The organism is Desulfovibrio subterraneus, from assembly GCF_013340285.1.
Taxonomy (GTDB): Bacteria; Desulfobacterota; Desulfovibrionia; order Desulfovibrionales; family Desulfovibrionaceae; genus Halodesulfovibrio; species Halodesulfovibrio subterraneus.
Window position 1 is genome coordinate 26,882 of sequence record NZ_BLVO01000001.1, and the last position, 19,542, is coordinate 46,423.

The following is a 19,542-nucleotide window of genomic DNA, read 5'->3' on the forward strand; positions in this document are numbered from 1 at the left end:
TTCTTGCGCCTCGCGCAAGAGTGACGTGGGCTTTTCATAATTTCGGGACAACCATGGGAGTCGAGACCAGATGAGCGACCTTAAGAACATGTACAAGACGATCCTCGGAGATCCGTTTCCGGCAGACATGACCGTCCGCCTCGGCGACAGAGAGCTTGTGTACCGCAAGCGCACCTGGACGCTGGAAGGTGAAGAAAAGGGCCTTCGCTACGGCGAAAACCCCGACCAGCCTGCCGCCCTGTACGAACTGGCAGAGGGCTCCCTTACCCTTGGTGGTGTGACCTTCCGCGGCGCAGGCAAGGGCCTCGTTTCCGCCCTGACTGAAGAACACATGATTCAGGCAGGCAAGCACCCCGGCAAGACCAACCTCACGGACGTGGACAACGGCATCAACATGCTGCAGTACCTTACTGCCAAGCCCGCTGCCCTCATCCTCAAGCATAACAACCCCTGCGGCGCCGCATGGTCCGACAAGGGCATTGCAGACGCGCTGGATAAAGCCTTCCGGAGCGACCGCATCGCTGCCTTCGGCGGAGCCGTGGTGGTGAACCGCCCCATGGACAAGGCCGCAGCCGAGCTGGTGAACAGCGCCTACTTTGAAGTAGTGGCAGCGCCCGACTTCGAAGAAGGTGTGGTGGATATTCTGAAGAAGCGCAAGAACCTGCGCATTCTGCATATCCCCGGCATGGCCCGCCTTGAGGAACTGGTCAACGAGCCCTTCCTCGACTTCAAGTGCCTTGCCGACGGCGGCATCATCATCCAGCAGTCCTTCCGCAACCGCATTCTCTCCGTGGACGACTTCATCCCTGCCACCGCAGAAAAGAACGGCGTGCAGGTAGCAGCCCGCAAGCCCACCGCGCAGGAAGCAGAAGACCTGCTCTTCGCATGGGCCGTTGAATCCGGCGTTACCTCCAACTCCATCATCTTTGCCCGCAGCGGTGCCACGGTCTCCATTGGCACAGGCGAGCAGGACCGCGTGGGCTGCGTTGAGCTCACCGTGCACAAGGCATACACCAAGTTTGCAGACATGCTCGCTTTCAATGAACAGAACATGTCCCTGTACGAACTCAAGCTCAAGGCGCAGAAGGACCCCGCGCTGGCCGAAGTGCTCAGCGATATTGAAGCTCGCACCCGCGCCGAAAAGGGCGGCCTGATGGGAACCTCCATGGTTTCCGACGGCTTCTTCCCCTTCCGCGACGGTGTGGATGCCGCGCTTGCACACGGCGTTGCCGCCATTGCGCAGCCCGGCGGCTCCGTACGCGACCACGAAGTGATTCAGGCCGTCAACGAAGCCAGCCCGCAGGTCGCCATGGTGTTCACGGGCCAGCGTTCGTTCAAGCACTAATCGCGCAACGCGGCGTTGCCTTCACACGGCACGTGCATTTGCAGAGTATCCATCATGGGGAGGAGCCTTCCGGTTCCTCCCCGTGATATAGTTTCTCCCCTGAATGGGCTACCGGCAGGCACTTCGCAGCAGGGCTTTCCGGCAGGGGGCGGGGCAACACCCCGGTTCGTATCAGCGTTCACCAACAGGCCGCCCGCACTTACGGCAGAAGCGGCAGAACATAAAGCAGGCAGTATGACATCTTCTCTGGTCCGGTTTCCGGGCCCCGGCTGCGTCGTGGAATTCATGCACGGCAACAAGGCGCAGGTGGCGTGGGTTCTTGAAGAACAATCAGGCAAGCTCCGGCTGCTCACCATGAGCAAGCGCGAGATGAAACTCGCATCCGCGCGTATTCTGCCGTGGGCAGGCCCCACCTACTCCGGCGAGCATACCCGCCAGCAGATTGCCGACATCCTTGAAGGGCACCACAGCCGCCGCGATGCGCGCGAAGCGGAAATCAATCCGCTGGAACTGTGGGAACTCGCGCAGGGCGAAGTGGACAAGGCGTCCATCGAGTGGTTCGCCGAACTGCTCTTCACCGCCCCCGATGTGGATGATGTCGCCGCGCTCGGCCACGCCATGATAGGCTGCAAGACGCACTTCCGCTTCTCGCCCCCCGACTTCGAAATCTATCCCGAAGAACGTGTCGAAGCCAGAAAGATAGAAGAGCAGAAGCGCGAAGAGCGTGAACTGCTGGTCACGCAGGGACAGGACTTCTTCCTTGCCCTGTGGGACAACGCAATCAAGGGCAAGCCCGTCGGCAAAGAGCCGGAAGGCGAACTGCGCGACCGGCTGAAGCAGGTCATACTCGGCCGCATGGCAGACCCGGACAACCACGAGGTGGAACAGGTCTGGAAGCTGCTTGCAAAGGGACTGCCCGAAGACCAGCACATGGCCCTGAAGCTGGCTCAGGCATGGAAGCTGGTTCCCGCGCATCACAATTTCTGGCTCGACCGCGCTGGCTACGATCCCACGGACAAGTGGGCCGAGCAGTTTGCAGCGGACATCGCCGCCCTGCAGGAGCGCGTGACCGCGAAGGCTGCCGCACCTGACGAGCACACCTACATTTCCATAGATTCCGCCAGCACGCGGGACATTGACGATGCCTTCAGCATCACCCGTGCGCCAGACGGCGCGTACGACCTGCGCATTGCCATAGCCTGCCCCGCGCTGGAATGGCCCTTCGGCAGCAGCTTTGATAAAGAAGTGATGCGCCGCGCCACCAGTGTGTACCTGCCCGAGGGCAACGGCAACATGATGCCCGAATTGCTGGGTACGGATTTTTACAGCCTCAAGGCCGGAGAACTGCGTCCCTCCATGGTGCTGCATGTGAGCGTATCGCCCGAAGGCGACCTGCTTGCCTGTGAACCGCAGATCACCTGGGTACGCCTTGCCGCCAACCTCACCTACCTCGACTGCGAAGCCGTGATAGAGGGTGAAGGCGACAGCACCCCCGCCGCAGCGCACAGAGATCAGATTCTTCCGGCACTCGAGCTGGCAGACCTGCTCATTGCACGCCGCGTCAAGCGTGGTGCCGTAATCATCGACCGCGACGACCCCAAGGTTGTGCTCTCCGGTGAGGGTGCAGACACCATGGTGGATATCAAGGAATCCGATCCTGTTCCGCGCTCCATGCTGCTGGTCAGCGAGATGATGATTCTGGCCAACTCTGCCATATCCCTCTGGGGCCGCCAGAACGATGTGGCATTGCTGCACCGTACGCAGGATGTGGCCGTGCCCAAGGAATATGCAGGTATCTGGAGCGAACCGCACGACATTGCCCGCGTGGTGAAATCGCTTTCATCCGCCCTGCTGGAACCGCTGCCCAAGCCGCACCGTGGCATCGGCGTGGACGGCTACAGCCCCATCACCTCGCCGCTGCGCCGGTATCCCGACCATGTGAACGTGGCGCAGGTGCTGCACACGCTGCATGAAGGCACTCCACGGTGGACAAAGGATGAATTGATTGCCATGTTGCCGTTGCTGAGCTCCCGTCTTGATGCCGTGGGACAGATTCAGCGGTTCCGCCCCCGGTACTGGAAGCTGCTGCACTTCAAGCAGCGCGGCGACAAGGTATGGTGGGACGCCGTGGTCACGGAAGACAACGACATGTTCGTTACCGTTTCCCTGCCGCGGGAACAGATTTTCGTGCGCGGACGGCGCAAGTCGTTCGGCGACAAGGTGTACCCCGGTCAGCACCTGCAGGTGCGCATCGGCAAGGTGCATCCGCTGGAAAACGAAATCCAGATTCTGGATGTGATGGAAGAATAACGGATACAAATTTCTTCATTCGCTGAAGAGGAGAGAATATGCTGGGTATAATTCTGTGGCTGTTCATTGCGTACATTGTCGGCTCCATTCCCTTCGGCCTGATCATTGCCAGAGCCACCTGCGGTATTGACCCGCGCACCGGCGGCAGCGGCAATGTGGGGGCAACCAACGTGGCGCGCCTGTGCGGCACCCGCTGGGGCATTGCCACACTGCTCTGTGACCTTCTGAAGGGCACCCTGCCCGTGTGGATAGGCATGGCAGTCAGCGACAGCCCCCTGTTCCTCTCCTGCGTGGCGCTGGCTGCTCTGGGCGGCCATGTGTATTCCATGTTTCTCGACTTCAAGGGCGGCAAGGCTGTTGCCACCACCATCGGCATCTTCATTCCGCTGGCCTTCAACAGCATCCTGCTTGCAGCCATTGCTTGCGCGCTGGTCATCTGGCGTTCCGGCTATGTTTCTCTCGGTTCCCTCACGCTGGTAACCGTCATGCCGCTGCTGCTCTTCCTTGGCGGCGGCTGGTCCTATATTCCGCTCTCACTGGTGGTGATGGCGCTTGTGTACTGGACGCACCGCGAGAACATCGGGCGTCTGGCACGTGGTGAAGAAAAGGCTTGGCAGAAAAAGAAACACGAGGAACAGGCATAATGCGAAACGCGGACGTGTTCCCCCGATACAGGGGAAATATGGAATATTTCTGCCTTGGCTGCGGACAACGCCACGGCGTGGATGAATTGTTGTACACCTGCCCCAGCTGTGGCGGCGTGTTCATGCTGGACAACCTTGCCTTCGACAAGCTGGCGGAAACCTCCGGCGACGAATGGCGCGAAATTTTCGATGAGCGCGCAAGCTCGCGCAACACCGCACTGCGCGGCATCTTCCGCTTCTACGAGCTTATGGCTCCCGTGGTGGAAGAAGAAGACATCGTCTACCTTGGCGAGGGCAACACCCCCATTGTGGAAGCCAGCAAGCATCTGGTTGCCAAGACCGGTGTGCAGTTCGCCTACAAGAACGACGGCCAGAACCCCAGCGCATCCTTCAAGGACCGCGGCATGGCCTGCGCGTTCTCCTACCTCAAGGCGCTGGTGCGTAAGCACGGCTGGGACGAAGTGCTCACCGTATGCGCGTCTACCGGAGACACGTCGGCTGCCGCTGCGCTGTATGCCTCCTACGTCGGCAAGCCGCTCAAATCCGTGGTGCTGCTGCCCCACGGCAAGGTGACCCCCCAGCAGCTTTCCCAGCCGCTCGGCTCCGGCGCAACCGTGCTGGAAGTACCCGGCGTGTTCGACGACTGCATGAAGGTTGTTGAGCATCTGGCAGAGAACTACCGCGTGGCCCTGCTCAACTCCAAGAACAGCTGGCGCATTCTGGGCCAGGAATCCTACGCCTTTGAAGTGGCCCAGTGGTACAACTGGGACGTGGCCGACAAGTGCATTTTCGTTCCCATCGGCAACGCGGGCAACATCACCGCCGTCATGGGCGGGTTCCTCAAGCTGTTCCGCCTCGGCATCATCAAGGCCCTGCCCCGCGTGTTCGGCGTGCAGTCGCACCATGCCGACCCTGTCTACCGCTACTACAGCGTGGAAGATCCCAAGGAACGCGAATACAAGCCGGTGAAGGTAACGCCCTCCGTGGCGCAGGCCGCCATGATCGGCAACCCGGTTTCCTTCCCCCGCGTGAAGCACTTTGCGGAACAGTTCGAAGCCATCGGCGGACGCGATGCCTTTCAGGTGATTCTGGTGACCGAGCAGCAGATCATGGATTCCATGATCGAAGCAAACATGCACGGCCACATCGCCTGCACACAGGGCGGCGAGTGCTTTGCCGGCCTCAAGCGCGCCATCGAGCTTGGCCTCATCAAGGAAGGCCAGAGCGCCGTGCTGGACGCAACCGCCCACGCACTGAAGTTCTCCGGCTTTCAGGATATGTACTTCACCAACACCTTCCCGCCGGAATACGGTGTTACGCCCGACATGTCGCTGGCCAACGCCCCCGAACTGCTGGTGGATGCCGAAGCCAAGGACAAGCTCTCGCCGGAAGAGTTTACCCTTACCGCTGCCAAGGCCATTGCCGACCGCCTCGGTCTGGCCAGCAAGTAGCCGCGCCGCATTCGACATAAAAGGAATCCCCCGCTGTTCATGGCAGCGGGGGATTTTTCATTTATTTCGGACAATAAAATCACTAAGGAAAGTTATAGCTTGTTTTTAAATATTGAAAAAGAAAGCTAAAGCTTTCTTTTATATTTTTTAATTGCAAGTTATAGCTTGTTTACAAATGACAGAATTACAAGCTATAACTTGTAAAACACTATGACCAAGTTTTCTCTGCGGATCATGATATGAGCTATAACACACTGAAAATACGGCAAATTGATGCAGCCCTTGCCCTCTGGCGCAAGGCTGCACTCCCTCCGCGTCCCGGCAAGGGGTGGATTCATGCCATACGAACGGCACTCAGCATGAGTTCCGCCGCTCTCGGTGCACGTCTCGGCATGACGGGTGCCGGTGTTCTGAGCCTTGAGGCGTCAGAAGCTGCAGACTCAATCACCCTCGGCACCCTTCGTAAAGTGGCCACAGCTCTGGATTGCGAGCTGCAATACGCACTCGTGCCCAAACATGGCATTGCAGAAACACTGCAGAAACGAGCCAAAGAAGTGGCTCGCGAACGCGTGCTGCGGGTGAGCCACACCATGGCGCTTGAAGAACAGTTCGTTGATAGCGAACTTACCCGTACCCAGATAGAAGAACTGGCAGAGACCCTGCTGCGCAAACAGACCAAGGAACTGTGGCGATGAAGTATACCTATCCTCCCGGCGCGACTCCGCTGAACGCGGATGAAGCATCCGGCCTGATTCCCGACCACATCACCACACAGGATGCGCTCAATGAGTGGGAGCAGCAGAACATTCTGGATGGGCTGAACTGGGCACTGAAGCAGCACAAGCGCGAATTGCTCGACGACCTCTTTGTGCGTGATCTTCATAAAAAGATGTTCGACAAAACCTGGAAGTGGGCAGGCACGTATCGCAGGAGCAACAAGAATATCGGGATAGAATGGCAGATGATTCCCGTTGAACTCAGGAACCTCTTTGCAGATGTGTCTTTTCAGATAGAACACAATTCTTTTCCGCCCGACGAACTCGCAACCCGTTTTCACCACCGACTTGTGGCAATACATCCTTTCCCTAACGGTAACGGACGGCATGCCCGAATGATGGCGGACCTGCTGATACAACGTCTCGAAGGAGAACCTTTCAGCTGGGGCGGGCGCTCCCTTGTGCAGCACGGGGACGAGCGGGAGAGGTATATTGCCGCGCTGCAGGCAGCGGACAAGGAAGACTACACTCTTCTCATGGAGTTTGTCCGGAGCTAAGCCCATAGACTTCGGGACAAGATACACACGTCTCGTGCCGGGATTACAGCAAGGGCAGACCTGTTTGCACCTGCGCTGGCAAAGCACAATGAATCCCCCGCTGCTTATGGCAACGGGGGATTTTTATATGCTAACCGGCAAGCGGGCGGGCCATGCGGCTGCCAAGCTCATATGCACGCTGGCAGTCCTGCGGGAAGACCTCTTCGTGGCGCTTCCCCTTTGCAACTCCGTCAAACTTTGCCGATTCATACTTGCTGTAATCTGAATACTGCAGGGTATCAGTACAGAGCATCACTTCGCAGGTGCCAAAGTGCATGGCCATTGTCCGCTCCATCAGGGAGAAATGGGAACGGTAGCCAAAGCTGTCGATCATCTCTTCAGATATGTTCATCGTATACAGCAGTGCGGTGGGAATAACCCTGCCGAACTCACACTTCCAGTCCACCGCATACGGATTGTAGGGGAAGCACAGGCGCTCGAAGCAAGCCCGCATGGCGGCCGTTTCCGTACCATAATAGATGGGGGAACCGAGAATCAGCGCATCTGCGCTCGCAATACGCTCAAGCACAGGGGTGAGATCGTCCTTTACGGCGCAGACACAGCGCTTCTTGCGGTCCAGCTTCTTGCAGGCGAAGCAGCTGATGCAACCAGAAAATTTGAGATCATACAGATGGACCAGCTCAGTCTCTGCGCCTTGCGATGCCGCGCCAGCCAGCGCATGCTCCAGCAGAGATACGGTGTTCCAGTTCTTCTTACGCGGGCTGCCGTTCAGGGCTATTACGTTCATCGTTCATTATCCTTTGCTGTGTTGGGTGAATCAGACAAGACATAGTAACCGCATACGACATTTTAACAAGTACCCACAATTTTGTATTGTAGTTACCATTATGATACTATTAATAAAAACAAAGGCCGGAGCGTTACCACTCCGGCCTTTTTCATTCGTCTCTTTCTTTTCGCGTCTAGCTGATTTCCCGCGTGGTGCTGAACACAATCTTGGGGAAACGCTCAATGGCGGATTCCAGCTTCCACGGGTTCGGGGCCAGATAGGCAAGGCAGTCTTCCGCATCAATGGCAAGGTCGCTGCGATAGTAATCGGAAAAGTCATCCAGCGCGCGCTTGTCTTCACTGTGAATCCAGCGGGCCGTAGTGACGGAAACCGGCTCGTACAGGGCGTTCACGGCGTATTCATGCAGCAGGCGGTGCACAATCACGTCAAACTGCAGCAAACCGACCGCGCCCAGAATGTAATCACTGTTGGCAATGGGGCGGAACAGCTGCACTGCGCCTTCTTCTGCCAGCTGTTCAAGGCCCTTCTGCAGCTGCTTACGCTTCATGGGGTCCCTGAGCTGCACACGGCGGAAATGTTCCGGCGAGAAGCTGGGAATGCCCACGAACTTGAGCGGCTCTTTATCTGTAAAGGTATCACCGATCTTGATGGTGCCGTGGTTATGGATACCGATGATATCGCCGGGGTAGGCTTCTTCCACGCCGGTACGGTCCTGCGCCATGAAAATGGTGGCATTGGCGATGGTGAAGTCTTTGCCCACACGGTGGTGCTTCACCTTCATGCCGCGCGTGAACTTGCCGGAACATATGCGCATGAACGCGATACGGTCGCGGTGGTTCTTGTCCATGTTCGCCTGAATCTTGAACACCACGCCGGAAAAATCGTCCTCGTAGGGGGAAACATCGCGGGTGGTGGTGGGACGCGGCTGGGGCGGAGGCGCGAGTTCCACAAAGGAATCCAGCATTTCCTGCACGCCGAAGTTGTTGATGGCGGAACCGAAGAACACGGGAGTCTGCTCACCCTTGCGGTAGCGCTCCAGATTGAAGGGGTTTCCGGCTCCCTGCAGCAGTTCAAGCTCTTCGCGCAGCTGATGCACCTGTTCACCCAGAATTTCGTCGAGACGCGGATCGTTCGGGTCCTTGAACACGTCACCCTTCTGGCGCTTGCCGCCATGCACGGCGGAGAACAGATGCAGCTCGTTCTTGTAAAGGTTCCACGTCCCCTTGAAGTTGCTGCCCATGCCGATGGGCCACGTAAGCGGCGCGCATTCGATCTTCAGGCGCTCTTCAATGTCCGCCATGACGGCAAAGGGATCAAGACCTTCGCGGTCCAGCTTGTTGATGAAGGTCAGAATGGGCGTGTTGCGCAGGCGGCACACGTCCATCAGCTTCAAGGTCTGGGTTTCCACGCCCTTGGCCACGTCAATGACCAGCAGACCGGAGTCCACGGCGGTGAGCACGCGGTAGGTGTCTTCGGAAAAGTCCTGGTGACCGGGGGTGTCCAGCAGGTTTATTTCATACCCGTTGTACTCGAACTTCATTACCGAGGAGGTAACGGAAATGCCGCGCTCCTGCTCCATGGCCATCCAGTCGGATGTGGCATGGCGCGCCGCCTTGCGCGACTTGACCGAACCTGCCATCTGGATTGCGCCACCATACAGCAGCAGCTTTTCCGTCAGGGTGGTCTTACCCGCGTCAGGGTGACTGATAATGCCGAACGTACGACGTTTGTCTACTTCGCGCTTCAATTCCTTGTTCATGATCCCGATCCTCGCAAAAAGTCTCCCGCACGTGAAGGCTGTTCAACGCGCAAAGGCCCCCGTTTATGCCTCAAGCTTAAAGCGGGGTCAACTCTGCTGCCATGCGGCGCGTAGCGGGAGCTCCGAGGGGGATTAAAACCCGAAATAGCGTCCGGCCGCCACGCAGGCCATGCCCACGGCCACGGTGCCGAAAAAACTTTTGGTGCGCCATGCTACAAGAAATGTCGGCACAGCGGCAAGCAGCGGCAGGTTATGCATGTTCAGTGCAATGCCCCCGTCCTGCACCAGCAGCGCAGGCGCAAGCAGAGCGCTGAGAATGGCCGCAGGCACAAAACTGAGCCAGCGGATGACCACGGGCGGCAGTTCGCGGGATGAAAGCGCCCATACGGGCAGAAGGCGCGGCAGATACGTGACGGCTGCCATGCCGAGAATGATGGTAAAGACAAGGGTATCAGAGGTAATCATGTCCGGCTCCTGTTAGTGCGCGGAATTGCTGCGGCCGGAACTACTGTGACCAGCCGCGTTACGGAAAGACAGTACGGTGCCTGCGGTTGCGCCGCATACAGTGGCAAGAATAACATTCCACTGCCCTGCGCCAGCCAGCATGAAGCCGACAGACAGCATTGCGGAAAGCGCAGCCACAACAACATGCATGTTGCTCCGCACCTGCCCCACAAGCAGAGCTATGAACATGGCGGAAAGGGCATAGTCAAGCCCCAGCGGTTTCACATCCCCTATGAGGTTGCTGCCGAATATGCCCATGGCACTGCCCGCAACCCACGAAAGCTGAGCCGTGACGTTAAGCGCATAGGTTTCTGCCGTGCCGGTGCGCCCTTCAGGGAAACGCCGCGCATGCAGGGCAAAACTTTCGTCCGTCAGCTCAAAGGCAAAGAGCGCCTGCTGCAGCCGCGTCCAGTTGCGCAGATAGGGTGCAAGAGCGGCAGACATGAGCAGATGCCGCAGGTTCACAATGAAGGTGGTCAGCACAATGGAAACCGGCGATGCCGCCGCAGCCAGCAGGCTCACCGCAATGAACTGGGCCGAACCGGCGTAGACCAGCACGGACATGAGCACGGTGTTCCACTCCGAAATGCCCACTTTGCGGGCCAGCACACCATACGCAAACCCCACGGGCAGATAGCCCATGACAATGGGCAGTGCCTGCCGCACGCCTTTCCACACGCCGGAAGCTTCTGTCCGGTCTTTTGATTCGGTCATTACCTGTTCCACGCTGTTCATCCTGGCATATCCGCCGCATATCCGGTCAGTACATCCGGCCTGTGCATCCGGCCTGTGCATCCGGTTTGTGCATCTGGCCTGCACATCCGATCAGTACATCCGGTCTGGTCCCATTACATATGAATATCACTCGCTGTCGCACTACGGGCAAGGCACTCTCCACACAGGAGAAAGCGCCCTGTCCGCTTGCAGAGAACCATAAAAGCTGTCACCATAACAGACACAGTTTTTACAAAATTTGACCATAACAGATTTACAGTCATGATTCGTAACCAGATACCGACCATGATTTTTCGCACTGCGGAGAACAGGCATGTACCATCCTGAGACCACACCGGCAAAGGCAGGCGCGGCAACAGTAACGCCGCACGAGACCTTCCGCTATCATCATGTGGAGCAGCAGATTCTGGCCATGATCGAATCGGGCAGGTTCGCTGCAGGCGACAGGCTGCCTTCACTGCGCTCTCTGTGCTCCAGCATGGGGGTGAGCCTTGCCACGGTGAACCATGCTTACATGGAACTGGAACGCAAAGGTATAATCGAAGCTCGCCCCCGCTCGGGCTACTTCGTGCGCAAGCCCGGAGTTCCGCTCCCCCTGCCTGTTACGGAACAAAGCACGCCGGAGATCGGGGAAGAAAACCGCACCAATCTCATCCAGATGGTGCTTGAGGCCGTAGGCAACAAGAACCTCATTTCCTTCGGCTGCGTAACGCCGGACCCTGCCCTGCTTCCGGGCAAGGCGCTTGCCCGCATCATGCAGGACGTCACGCGGCTCTCCACCTACGATTCGCTTTCCTACGAAGTCATACAGGGCAACCCTGAACTCCGGCGGCAGATAGCATGGCGCGGGCAGGAACTGGGGCTGGCCGTGCAGTCGGAAGATGTGCTCATCACGGTAGGCACCATGGAGGCGCTGCATATCACCCTGCGCGCCCTTACCCACCCCGGCGACAGCGTGGTGATTCAGTCCCCCACCTACTTCTGCCTTGTGCAACTGCTGGAAAATCTGGGCTTGCGGGCCATCGAGGTTCCCTCCAGCCCCGAGCACGGCATATCGCCCGCCGCCCTGCATGAGGCCATTACCAAGTTCGACGTGGCGGCCTGCATTCTCTCACCCAATTTCAACAATCCGGACGGCTCGCTGATGCCGGATGAGGCCAAGCGTGAGATCGTGGATATGCTAGCAAGGCGCGGCGTACCGCTTGTGGAAGACGATGTGGCGGGCGATGTACATTTCGGCCCCAGCCGCCCAACACCGCTCAAGTCTTTTGACCGGAAGGACAATGTGACCCTGTGCTCGTCCTTTTCAAAAACCATAGCCCCCGGCTACCGCTGCGGCTGGATGCTGCCGGGCAAGATCATGCGCAAGGCGCTGGAAATAAAGGCGACCACCAATGTGTGCTGTGCCAGCCCCACCCAGATGGTGGTGGCGGAATTTCTGCGGCAGGGATTGTACGAGCGCCACCTGAAACGGCTGCGCGTGGCAACGGAACGCCAGATGCAGACCATTCAGCATCATCTGGCCACGTATTTTCCGGAAGGAACAGGCGTGACACGCCCCAAGGGTGGCGGCTTTCTGTGGGTGTCGCTGCCCGAGAAGGTGGACAGCGTGCAGTTGTTCAAAGAGGCCAAGTCGCAGGGCATTCTCATATCCCCCGGCCCCATCTTCACCACACGCGATCAGTTCCGCAATTACATCCGCCTTTCCTGCTGCGGTGTATGGCACGAGCGCATGGAGCATGGGCTCAAGGTACTTGGCACCCTGGCAGGAGAGCTGGCGTAGTTCCCCCCCCAGCCGTTATCTCCCCATACCGATTCCATGCCCTGCCGGACTCCCCCCCAGATAGGAACAACCGCCAGCGTACGGGATAAAACCCGACCACGCCTTCTGACTGCCCAGCGCCAACCCTACGCGCCGATTGGAAGCGCTTCGCTTCCACGGCAGGACAGAATCGCCGGCCAACGAAAAGACAGGGGCGAGGCAGAGGGAGTCCAGAGGGGGCCTTGCTAAAGGGTGCCAGTGGATGTCAGCGAAGAAGGAGCAATACAGCCACCAATCTAGCGAGTAGCAGCTGTTAGCGAGGCACGAGCTATACAGACGCACGTTGCCAGACGGCAAGCCCCGGCTGAGGCCCCTTCTGGTCCTGCTGAAGCTATAGCCGTTGGCGAGTCTGCGAGCCTTACGGATAAAGACAGCAGAGCGGCAGCAAAAGGGAATATTAGCCAGGACTTGATGTAGTCGATGAAAGTATGCTCATGCCTGTAGCGGACAGACTGACAAAACTACCTACCCACTACACCCCGCACACCGCCCCCTTCCGACACTACCCTTGCGTCCGGCATAAGCCCTTGCAAGCCCTCCCGTGGACGTTTCACGGTACAGACTGGGCAGATCATGCCCCGTGCTGGCCATGACTGAGACAACCTCGTCAAAGGGGATACGGTGCGTGCCATCTGAAAGAATGGCCATCTGCGCACCGGATACCGCGCGGGTGGCGGCGCAGGCGTTACGCTCTATGCAGGGAATCTGCACAAGGCCGTCAACGGGGTCGCAGGTCAGCCCGAGATGGTGTTCCAACCCCATTTCAGCAGCATATTCAATCTGCCTGAGCGAACCGCCCATGAGCTGGGTGGCGGCGGCGCACGCCATGGAACAGGCGGCTCCCACTTCGCCCTGACAGCCCACCTCAGCCCCGGATATGGACCCGTTGTGCTTGATCACGTTGCCGAACAGACCGGCAGTGGCAAGGGCGCGCAAAATATCCCGTTCAGCTAGCTGCTGGGTTTCCATCAGATAGCGCAACACGGCGGGCATTACCCCGCTGGCACCGCAGGTCGGCGCGGTCACCACAACTCCACCCGCGGCATTCTCTTCGGATACAGCCATGGCATAGGCGGTGAGCAGCCCGGTCTGCTGCATATCCTGCGAGGCAAGTTTGGTGCGGCGGTAAAAGCTCCATGCATGGCGACGCAGGCCTATGGAACCGGGCAACACGCCCTGCGTATCCAGCCCGCGCGCAAGTGCCTCCTGCATGGTCTGCCACACTTCACGCAGAAAATCCCATATCTCGGGTCCTTCGCACTGCTGGACATATTCCCAGTAGGCGATTCCCTTGTCCTCGCAGTGCGCCATAATACCGGCCATATCCGGCAGGGTGTACACTATACAACGCTCTGCCGCGCCTGCACCGGCTTCACGGATGGCACCGCCGCCCACGCTGTAGAAGGTGGCAGAGGCAATGACCGCCCCCTGTGCGTCCAGAGCTTCGAAAAACATGCCGTTGGGGTGCTCGGGCAACTTGTCTGCCGGACGCCACAACACATCCGTCCTCTCCACTCCGAGAACGGAAAGCACGGCAGCGTCAGTAAGATGGCCCTTCCCTGTCGCGCCAAGGCTTTCAAACAGGTGCACCCTGTAGCGGGCAGCAGCCGGCGTGCGTTCAAGAAATTCGCGGGCGGCAATGCGCGGCCCCATGGTGTGGCTGGATGATGGTCCCACCCCGATCCGATACAGTTCTCTGATGCTTTCCATATGTGCTCCTCGCATGCAGATACGCACAAGAGACGGCAATTGCAACTTCCTTCATTTTTGTATGAGAAATATGCAATTCCGTCTCTATGAAGACGCACAAACAGATCGTACGATCAATCAACAGGGATCTGAACCCAGAAAACAGTTCCTTCGTCGGGAGAAGACTCAAAGGACACGCTGCCGCCGAGATAGTTCGTCACGAACATGCGGGCGCTGTATGTGCCCAGCCCGAGGCCGCGTCGTTTTGTGGAAAACGTGCGCTGAAACAGCTGGGCCTGAATATGCTGCGGCATGAATGGACGGCTGCGGACATAGAAGAACACATTGCGCCCCTTGCGCATAAAACCGAGATGCACCTCATCCCCCTTGGAAGAGGCTTCCAGCGCATTCTTCAGCAGATTCTCCATGGACCGCTGCAGAAGATGCCTGTCCGTCACAAAAAAGGCATCCTCTTCCGCCTCGTCCACAATAATACGTTTATCTTCAGCGCAGGGGAACAGCCCTCCCAGAAGCTTGAGGTCGTTCAGAAACCCAACGGCCTGCATAGGTTCCGGTGCGGGAACGAATTCCCCCTGCTCGGCGGCAAAGAAGGTCTGAAAGAACTGAACTTCCCGTATCAGCTGGTCGGTTCTCTCTTCCGCTGCCTGCGCAAGGTTGGCATAGCAGCTATCCACCTGCCCCCTCATAATCCGCACGGCACCGAGAATACCGCCAAGGGCGTTCAGCGAATCATGCAGGAACAAGGTTTCCAGCATTTCACGATACTTTTCGCGTGAAATGTCCGTCAGATAACACAGGGCAAAAACATCCTCGCCCAGCTCAAGCCGGTACGCCTGCACGCGCAGATTAAGCGCCTTGATCCGTCCCTTGTGCTCCGTGAGCAAACGGCTTTCTTCGCACGCTTCACCCGCAGTGCTCACACCAAGCACGGCTTTTACGTTGCCGCAATATTCGCAGCACACCGAAGAGCCGCACGCGTCCTGCTTGTTGGCATGCACACAACTGATAATTTCACCCGGGCGTCTGCCGAGAATCTCCTCCTCGGAATCCACCCCGAACAACTTGCAGGCGGCTTCATTTGCGTAGACGACTGCCCTGTTCATGCTGAGAACGGTAAAAGCAATCGGCACGGTTTGCGCAACCAAACCCTGAAGCACTCCCGCCACCTTGTCCCGCAACCGTTGGATTTCCTGGGCCGCCTCTTTGGTGTTACCCGCCGGATTCACCATTTTGCGCCCTCCTTTGAAACCACCTTACAGAATTATCGACAGCTAGCCAATGATGGCTGCTGAAATTCATATAAAAGGTCTATCATGCCGCCCGCTGCCTCCTTCCCTGCCAGCCACGTTTGGAAGCCATATTCCACGCCGCAGTCAACGCGGCAAACAGCTCCTTCTTGTTTACCGGCTTGCCCACAAAGTCATCCATGCCGCCCTTGAGAAAACGCTCCCTGTCTCCGGCCATGGCATGCGCCGTAAGCGCCACAATGGGAATATTACGGCAAAAGCTGTCCGATACGCGTACCCGCTGGGTAGCTTCCAGCCCGCTTACCACGGGCATCTGTACGTCCATAAGCACGATATCGACCAGCCCGGCGAAGATACACTCCAGCGCCTCTTCTCCATTTGCCGCAGTCAACACCACATGGCCGTAGTCTTCCAGAAAATAGGCAAGAAATTCGCGGTTCAGTTCATTATCCTCAGCCAGCAGAATATGCAGGGGGGGCAGGTTCGCGCAATCCTCTTCCCCCCCGGCCTCCCCCCGGATTTCAGACTCCGGTTTGAGAGCACGCATGGCGAGGGAAAAATGGAAGCGGCTGCCTTTGCCCAATATGCTTGCCACATGCAGCTGGCCGCCCATAATTTCGACCAGATGCTTGCAGATAGCCAGCCCCAGTCCGCTGCCCCCGTGCTGGCGCGAAAGGGTACCATCCACCTGCGAAAAACTGTCGAACAGATCGCCAAGCCTGTCGGCGGGAATGCCTATTCCCGTATCGGAAACGGAAAAGGCCACCTGCTGCACATCGCCTGTTCCGCCGGCCATGAAAACACTCAGAATGACCCGCCCGCCGGACTCGGTGAACTTGATGGCGTTATCAAGCAGGTTCACCAGCACCTGCCGCAGGCGTCCCGCGTCACCTTCCACACGGCGGGCGACACTCTGCTCCATTTCAAACGAGAGCTGCACGCCCTTGCCTTCCGCCTTGATTCTCATGGAGACCCATATGTCCATGAGCACTTCTTCCAGATCATACGGGCGGGAAACAAGGGTCAGTTTGCCGGCCTCTATGCGCGAGAAATCCAGCACATCGTTGATAACGGCCAGCAAGCCGTCGGAAACATTTTTGATAATGGCGAAATAGCGCTGCCATTTCTGAGGTGGATTCTCGTTCAGCGCCACCTCGGTGATGCCCATTATGCCGCTGATGGGTGTACGCAGTTCGTGGCTGATGTTGGCAACGAACTGCCCCTTGAGCACATTGGCATTTTCCGCTGCTTCCTTGGCCGAACGCAGGGCCGATTCATACTCTTCCCGCATGGTGATGTCTGAAAACACAGCCATGCCGGAGGCCACATGCCCTCTGTCGTCCAGAAGCGGCAGCGCATGCGCCTGATATACCCTGCCGCGCACCGTAACTGTGAATGTGGTGCGCATGCCGCTCAGCACAACCCCCTGATGGGCAGCCATGAGCGAAGCCACATCCGGCGGCAGCGCATTCTCCAGCATCCTGCCTTCCAGTTCACCCCGGCTCCAGCCTGCAGATTCCAGGGCCTGCCCCGCCGCTATGAGAATGCGCCCGGAACGGTCAAACAGCATGATGATACCGGAGGGGTAGTTCTCCGCCAGCGTGCGGTAGTCCTTTTCGCGGCGGATGACAGCCTCGCGGGCGTTTATCAGCATACGGTTCTGGGTATACGCGGCAAAGGTGCCCCACCCGCCCAGCACGCCGAAGATGACAAACAGTACCGTCTGCCAGTCCCTGCGCGCCTGCCAGTCCGAGAGCACCCCCTCCATGGAAACGGAAAGCACGAACTTGAGCGGGTACCGCACTGCGGCGTAGACCAGCGTGTAGTTGTCTCCTTCCGTCACAGAGGCCTTTCGCCCCGGAACCACGGCCTTTTCCATTGCGGGGATGAAGTTCCCGCCACCGTGCTGCAGCAATGTCGCAGGCCATGCTGCAAGCGGCTCACCATCTCCGGTCAGCAACATGACGGAATCCACGCCTTCGCGGCTTCTGGGGCGTTGTTCATAATAGGAAGACGGAGTCACGGTGGCGACCAGCATACCCTTGCAGGCTTCGCCCACGCCCCCGAGACGGCGGCTGAAAATAAGCAGTCCCGGCGCATAGCCTTCAGGTGGAAGCGTGGAAAACGAAACACGGTCGGCACGTGCGCAGTGCCGTGCATAGTGGTCCATTGCCTGCCGGTTGCTGAATTGGGAATCCTGTCGCAGGGCAAAGCGGATATCACCCGTGGCGTCCAGAACCATGAAATTTGTCAGAGCGGGCAGGTAGACCAGTGCGCGGGAAGCGGCAAGGCGCACCTGCTCATCGGACATGGATTCGAGCCGCCCCTGCTCCAGTTCAAGCCCGAGCTGCAGGAACGTGCTGTCTATGGCGTCAAACAGGCGCTCGGTCTGCTCCTGCAGCAGCCACACATGGTCTTTGAGACGAAGCGAGGCCGTTTTTACTATCTGCCGTCGGTCTTCAATGAGAGAACGATAGCCAAAGTAGCCGGAGACAAGCAGCAGGCTGAACAGAATGACCAGCACCAGAAGCGGGTTACCTCGCAGCACATCACGCATGGCTAGTGACTCCCTCCGCCTTGCCCGTGTTCAGGTGCGGCAGTTGAACCTTCTTTCTGCTCCGGTCCGGACAATCGGTTTTCTTGGCCGCTTCCCCGGTCATTTCCTCGGCCACGTCCTCGGTCGCTACCTTGGCCGTCGCCTTGGCCGCTAGCGGAACCAGGGCCTGAACCATTGCCCAGCACCTCCGGTTCTTTGGCAGGAACGGGACGGGAATCGCCCAGTACGGTTTCCATTTCGCTGAAAAAGCGTTCGAGTATGGCATTGGAAACCAGCAGGCCGTTCCTCGTGAGACTGAGATAGCCATTGCGGATGCGCACCAGCTGATTGCGATGCAGGGCGTGGATGAGCGATTTGTTGTCTCTGATGAAGTCGCGGCCGGTAAGCTCACGATACGCTTTCACGCGCAGCCCGCGCGTGGTGCGCAGGCGCAGCATCACCAGCTCCTGCACCCGTTCCATCAGGGTGAGCGTTTCGGCATCATGCCCTATGGTACCGGCGTCTACTGTGGCGGCGTATTCATCCAGCGCGCAAGGGTTGGTCCACCGCCTGCCCTGCAGGGTCGAAACGGCAGCAGGCCCCATGCCCAGATAGTCCGCCCCTTCCCAGTAGCCCATGTTATGACGGCACTGAAAACCCATGCGGGCAAAGTTGGAAATTTCGTACTGCAGGTACCCCTGCGATTCCAGATAATCCGCGCCGTAGATGAACATCTTTCCCTGCTCGCCGTCATCCGGCAGGGTCAGTCTGCCTTTCTGTACGGCGAGTTCCAGCGGGGTACCCTCTTCAATGGTCAGGCCGTAGCAGGAAAGGTGGTCAGGACCGAGCCGGACAATGGCGCGCAGGTCTTCCAGCCACAGCTTGAGCCGCTGATCCGGCAGCCCCCAGATGAAATCAAGATTGATGTTGGCAAAGCCCATGGTACGGGCAAGCTCGAAGGTGCGGATGGCATCGCGCACCGAATGCGGACGTCCCAGCTGACGCAGCGAGGCCGGATTCATGCTCTGAAAGCCCATGCTCAGGCGGTTCACGCCCGCATCCAGCAGGGTCTTCATGTAATCCATGTTGGCGACGGATTCGGGGTTTGCCTCAAGGCTCACCTCGGCCGTGCGGTCCACGGCAAAAGCCTTGCGGATACGGTCCATGACAACCGCCACGGCACGGGCAGGCAGCATGGATGGTGTGCCGCCGCCGAAGAACACCGTTTCCACCGGCACGTTACCGAGCCTGTCCCCCCACAATGCCACTTCACGCAGCAGGGCATCCACATAGCGCTGCATGGCATCGCCCTGCGGCACTTCGGAATGAAACGCGCAGTACCCGCACTTGCTGCGGCAGAAGGGAACATGAATATATACGAGCATGGCGTCGACATTAGAAGGCCGCGGCCTGAGC

General features: G+C 58.5%; 15 protein-coding genes. 7 read left to right on the plus strand and 8 right to left on the minus strand.

Translation table 11 applies throughout. The features are described 5' to 3' along the window. Window positions 1-70: 70 nt before the first annotated feature. The 6 genes from HUV30_RS00130 (at window position 71) to HUV30_RS00155 (ending at window position 7,023) form a co-directional block, all read left to right on the plus strand. Window positions 71-1,345, plus strand: a complete 1,275-nt coding sequence (locus HUV30_RS00130) for an IMP cyclohydrolase (RefSeq protein WP_174403375.1) — start codon at window positions 71-73, stop codon at window positions 1,343-1,345. Window positions 1,346-1,579: 234 nt separating this feature from the next. Next, window positions 1,580-3,655: a ribonuclease catalytic domain-containing protein gene (locus tag HUV30_RS00135; RefSeq protein ID WP_174403376.1), complete on the plus strand. Its 2,076-nt coding sequence runs from the start codon at window positions 1,580-1,582 to the stop codon at window positions 3,653-3,655. A 38-nt stretch (window positions 3,656-3,693) separates the two neighbouring features. After that, window positions 3,694-4,299 (plus strand): glycerol-3-phosphate 1-O-acyltransferase PlsY, encoded by a 606-nt coding sequence (gene plsY / locus HUV30_RS00140; RefSeq protein WP_174403377.1) that lies wholly within the window; start codon window positions 3,694-3,696, stop codon window positions 4,297-4,299. Beyond that, the gene (gene thrC / locus HUV30_RS00145; protein ID WP_174403378.1) at window positions 4,299-5,750 is read left to right on the plus strand and encodes a threonine synthase; all 1,452 of its coding nucleotides are present in this window, start codon (window positions 4,299-4,301) and stop codon (window positions 5,748-5,750) included. The genes plsY and thrC overlap by 1 nt, the downstream gene beginning before the upstream one ends. 239 nt (window positions 5,751-5,989) lie before the next feature. After that, complete coding sequence (locus tag HUV30_RS00150) at window positions 5,990-6,445, plus strand: mobile mystery protein A (RefSeq protein ID WP_174403379.1); 456 nt, start codon at window positions 5,990-5,992, stop codon at window positions 6,443-6,445. After that, window positions 6,442-7,023: a mobile mystery protein B gene (locus tag HUV30_RS00155; RefSeq protein WP_174403380.1), complete on the plus strand. Its 582-nt coding sequence runs from the start codon at window positions 6,442-6,444 to the stop codon at window positions 7,021-7,023. The genes HUV30_RS00150 and HUV30_RS00155 overlap by 4 nt, the downstream gene beginning before the upstream one ends. 130 nt (window positions 7,024-7,153) lie before the next feature. Here the strand turns inward: HUV30_RS00155 and HUV30_RS00160 are convergent, their stop codons facing one another. The 4 genes from HUV30_RS00160 to HUV30_RS00175 form a co-directional block, all read right to left on the minus strand. After that, window positions 7,154-7,810 (minus strand): flavodoxin family protein, encoded by a 657-nt coding sequence (locus HUV30_RS00160; RefSeq protein WP_174403381.1) that lies wholly within the window; start codon window positions 7,808-7,810, stop codon window positions 7,154-7,156. Window positions 7,811-7,985: 175 nt separating this feature from the next. Beyond that, entirely contained in the window at window positions 7,986-9,572 is a 1,587-nt protein-coding gene (locus HUV30_RS00165) for a peptide chain release factor 3 (RefSeq protein ID WP_174403382.1), read from the minus strand. Window positions 9,573-9,704: 132 nt separating this feature from the next. Then, window positions 9,705-10,037 carry an AzlD domain-containing protein gene (locus tag HUV30_RS00170; RefSeq protein ID WP_174403383.1) on the minus strand — a complete coding sequence of 111 codons (333 nt, stop codon included), beginning with the start codon at window positions 10,035-10,037 and terminating at the stop codon, window positions 9,705-9,707. A gap of 12 nt (window positions 10,038-10,049) precedes the next feature. Next, window positions 10,050-10,790, minus strand: a complete 741-nt coding sequence (locus HUV30_RS00175) for an AzlC family ABC transporter permease (RefSeq protein ID WP_174403384.1) — start codon at window positions 10,788-10,790, stop codon at window positions 10,050-10,052. A gap of 334 nt (window positions 10,791-11,124) precedes the next feature. Here HUV30_RS00175 and HUV30_RS00180 point away from each other — a divergent pair, with 334 nt between their 5' ends. Continuing rightward, window positions 11,125-12,594: an aminotransferase-like domain-containing protein gene (locus HUV30_RS00180; protein ID WP_174403385.1), complete on the plus strand. Its 1,470-nt coding sequence runs from the start codon at window positions 11,125-11,127 to the stop codon at window positions 12,592-12,594. A 504-nt stretch (window positions 12,595-13,098) separates the two neighbouring features. Here the strand turns inward: HUV30_RS00180 and HUV30_RS00185 are convergent. The 4 genes from HUV30_RS00185 to hemW form a co-directional block, all read right to left on the minus strand. Continuing rightward, entirely contained in the window at window positions 13,099-14,343 is a 1,245-nt protein-coding gene (locus HUV30_RS00185) for an L-serine ammonia-lyase (RefSeq protein WP_174403386.1), read from the minus strand. 113 nt (window positions 14,344-14,456) lie between these two features. After that, window positions 14,457-15,572, minus strand: a complete 1,116-nt coding sequence (locus HUV30_RS00190; protein WP_174403387.1) for a sensor histidine kinase — start codon at window positions 15,570-15,572, stop codon at window positions 14,457-14,459. 82 nt (window positions 15,573-15,654) lie between these two features. After that, the gene (locus HUV30_RS00195) at window positions 15,655-18,147 is read right to left on the minus strand and encodes an ATP-binding protein (RefSeq protein ID WP_174403388.1); all 2,493 of its coding nucleotides are present in this window, start codon (window positions 18,145-18,147) and stop codon (window positions 15,655-15,657) included. A 2-nt stretch (window positions 18,148-18,149) separates the two neighbouring features. After that, window positions 18,150-19,511, minus strand: a complete 1,362-nt coding sequence (gene hemW, locus HUV30_RS00200; RefSeq protein ID WP_174403389.1) for a radical SAM family heme chaperone HemW — start codon at window positions 19,509-19,511, stop codon at window positions 18,150-18,152. Window positions 19,512-19,542 lie beyond the last annotated feature (31 nt).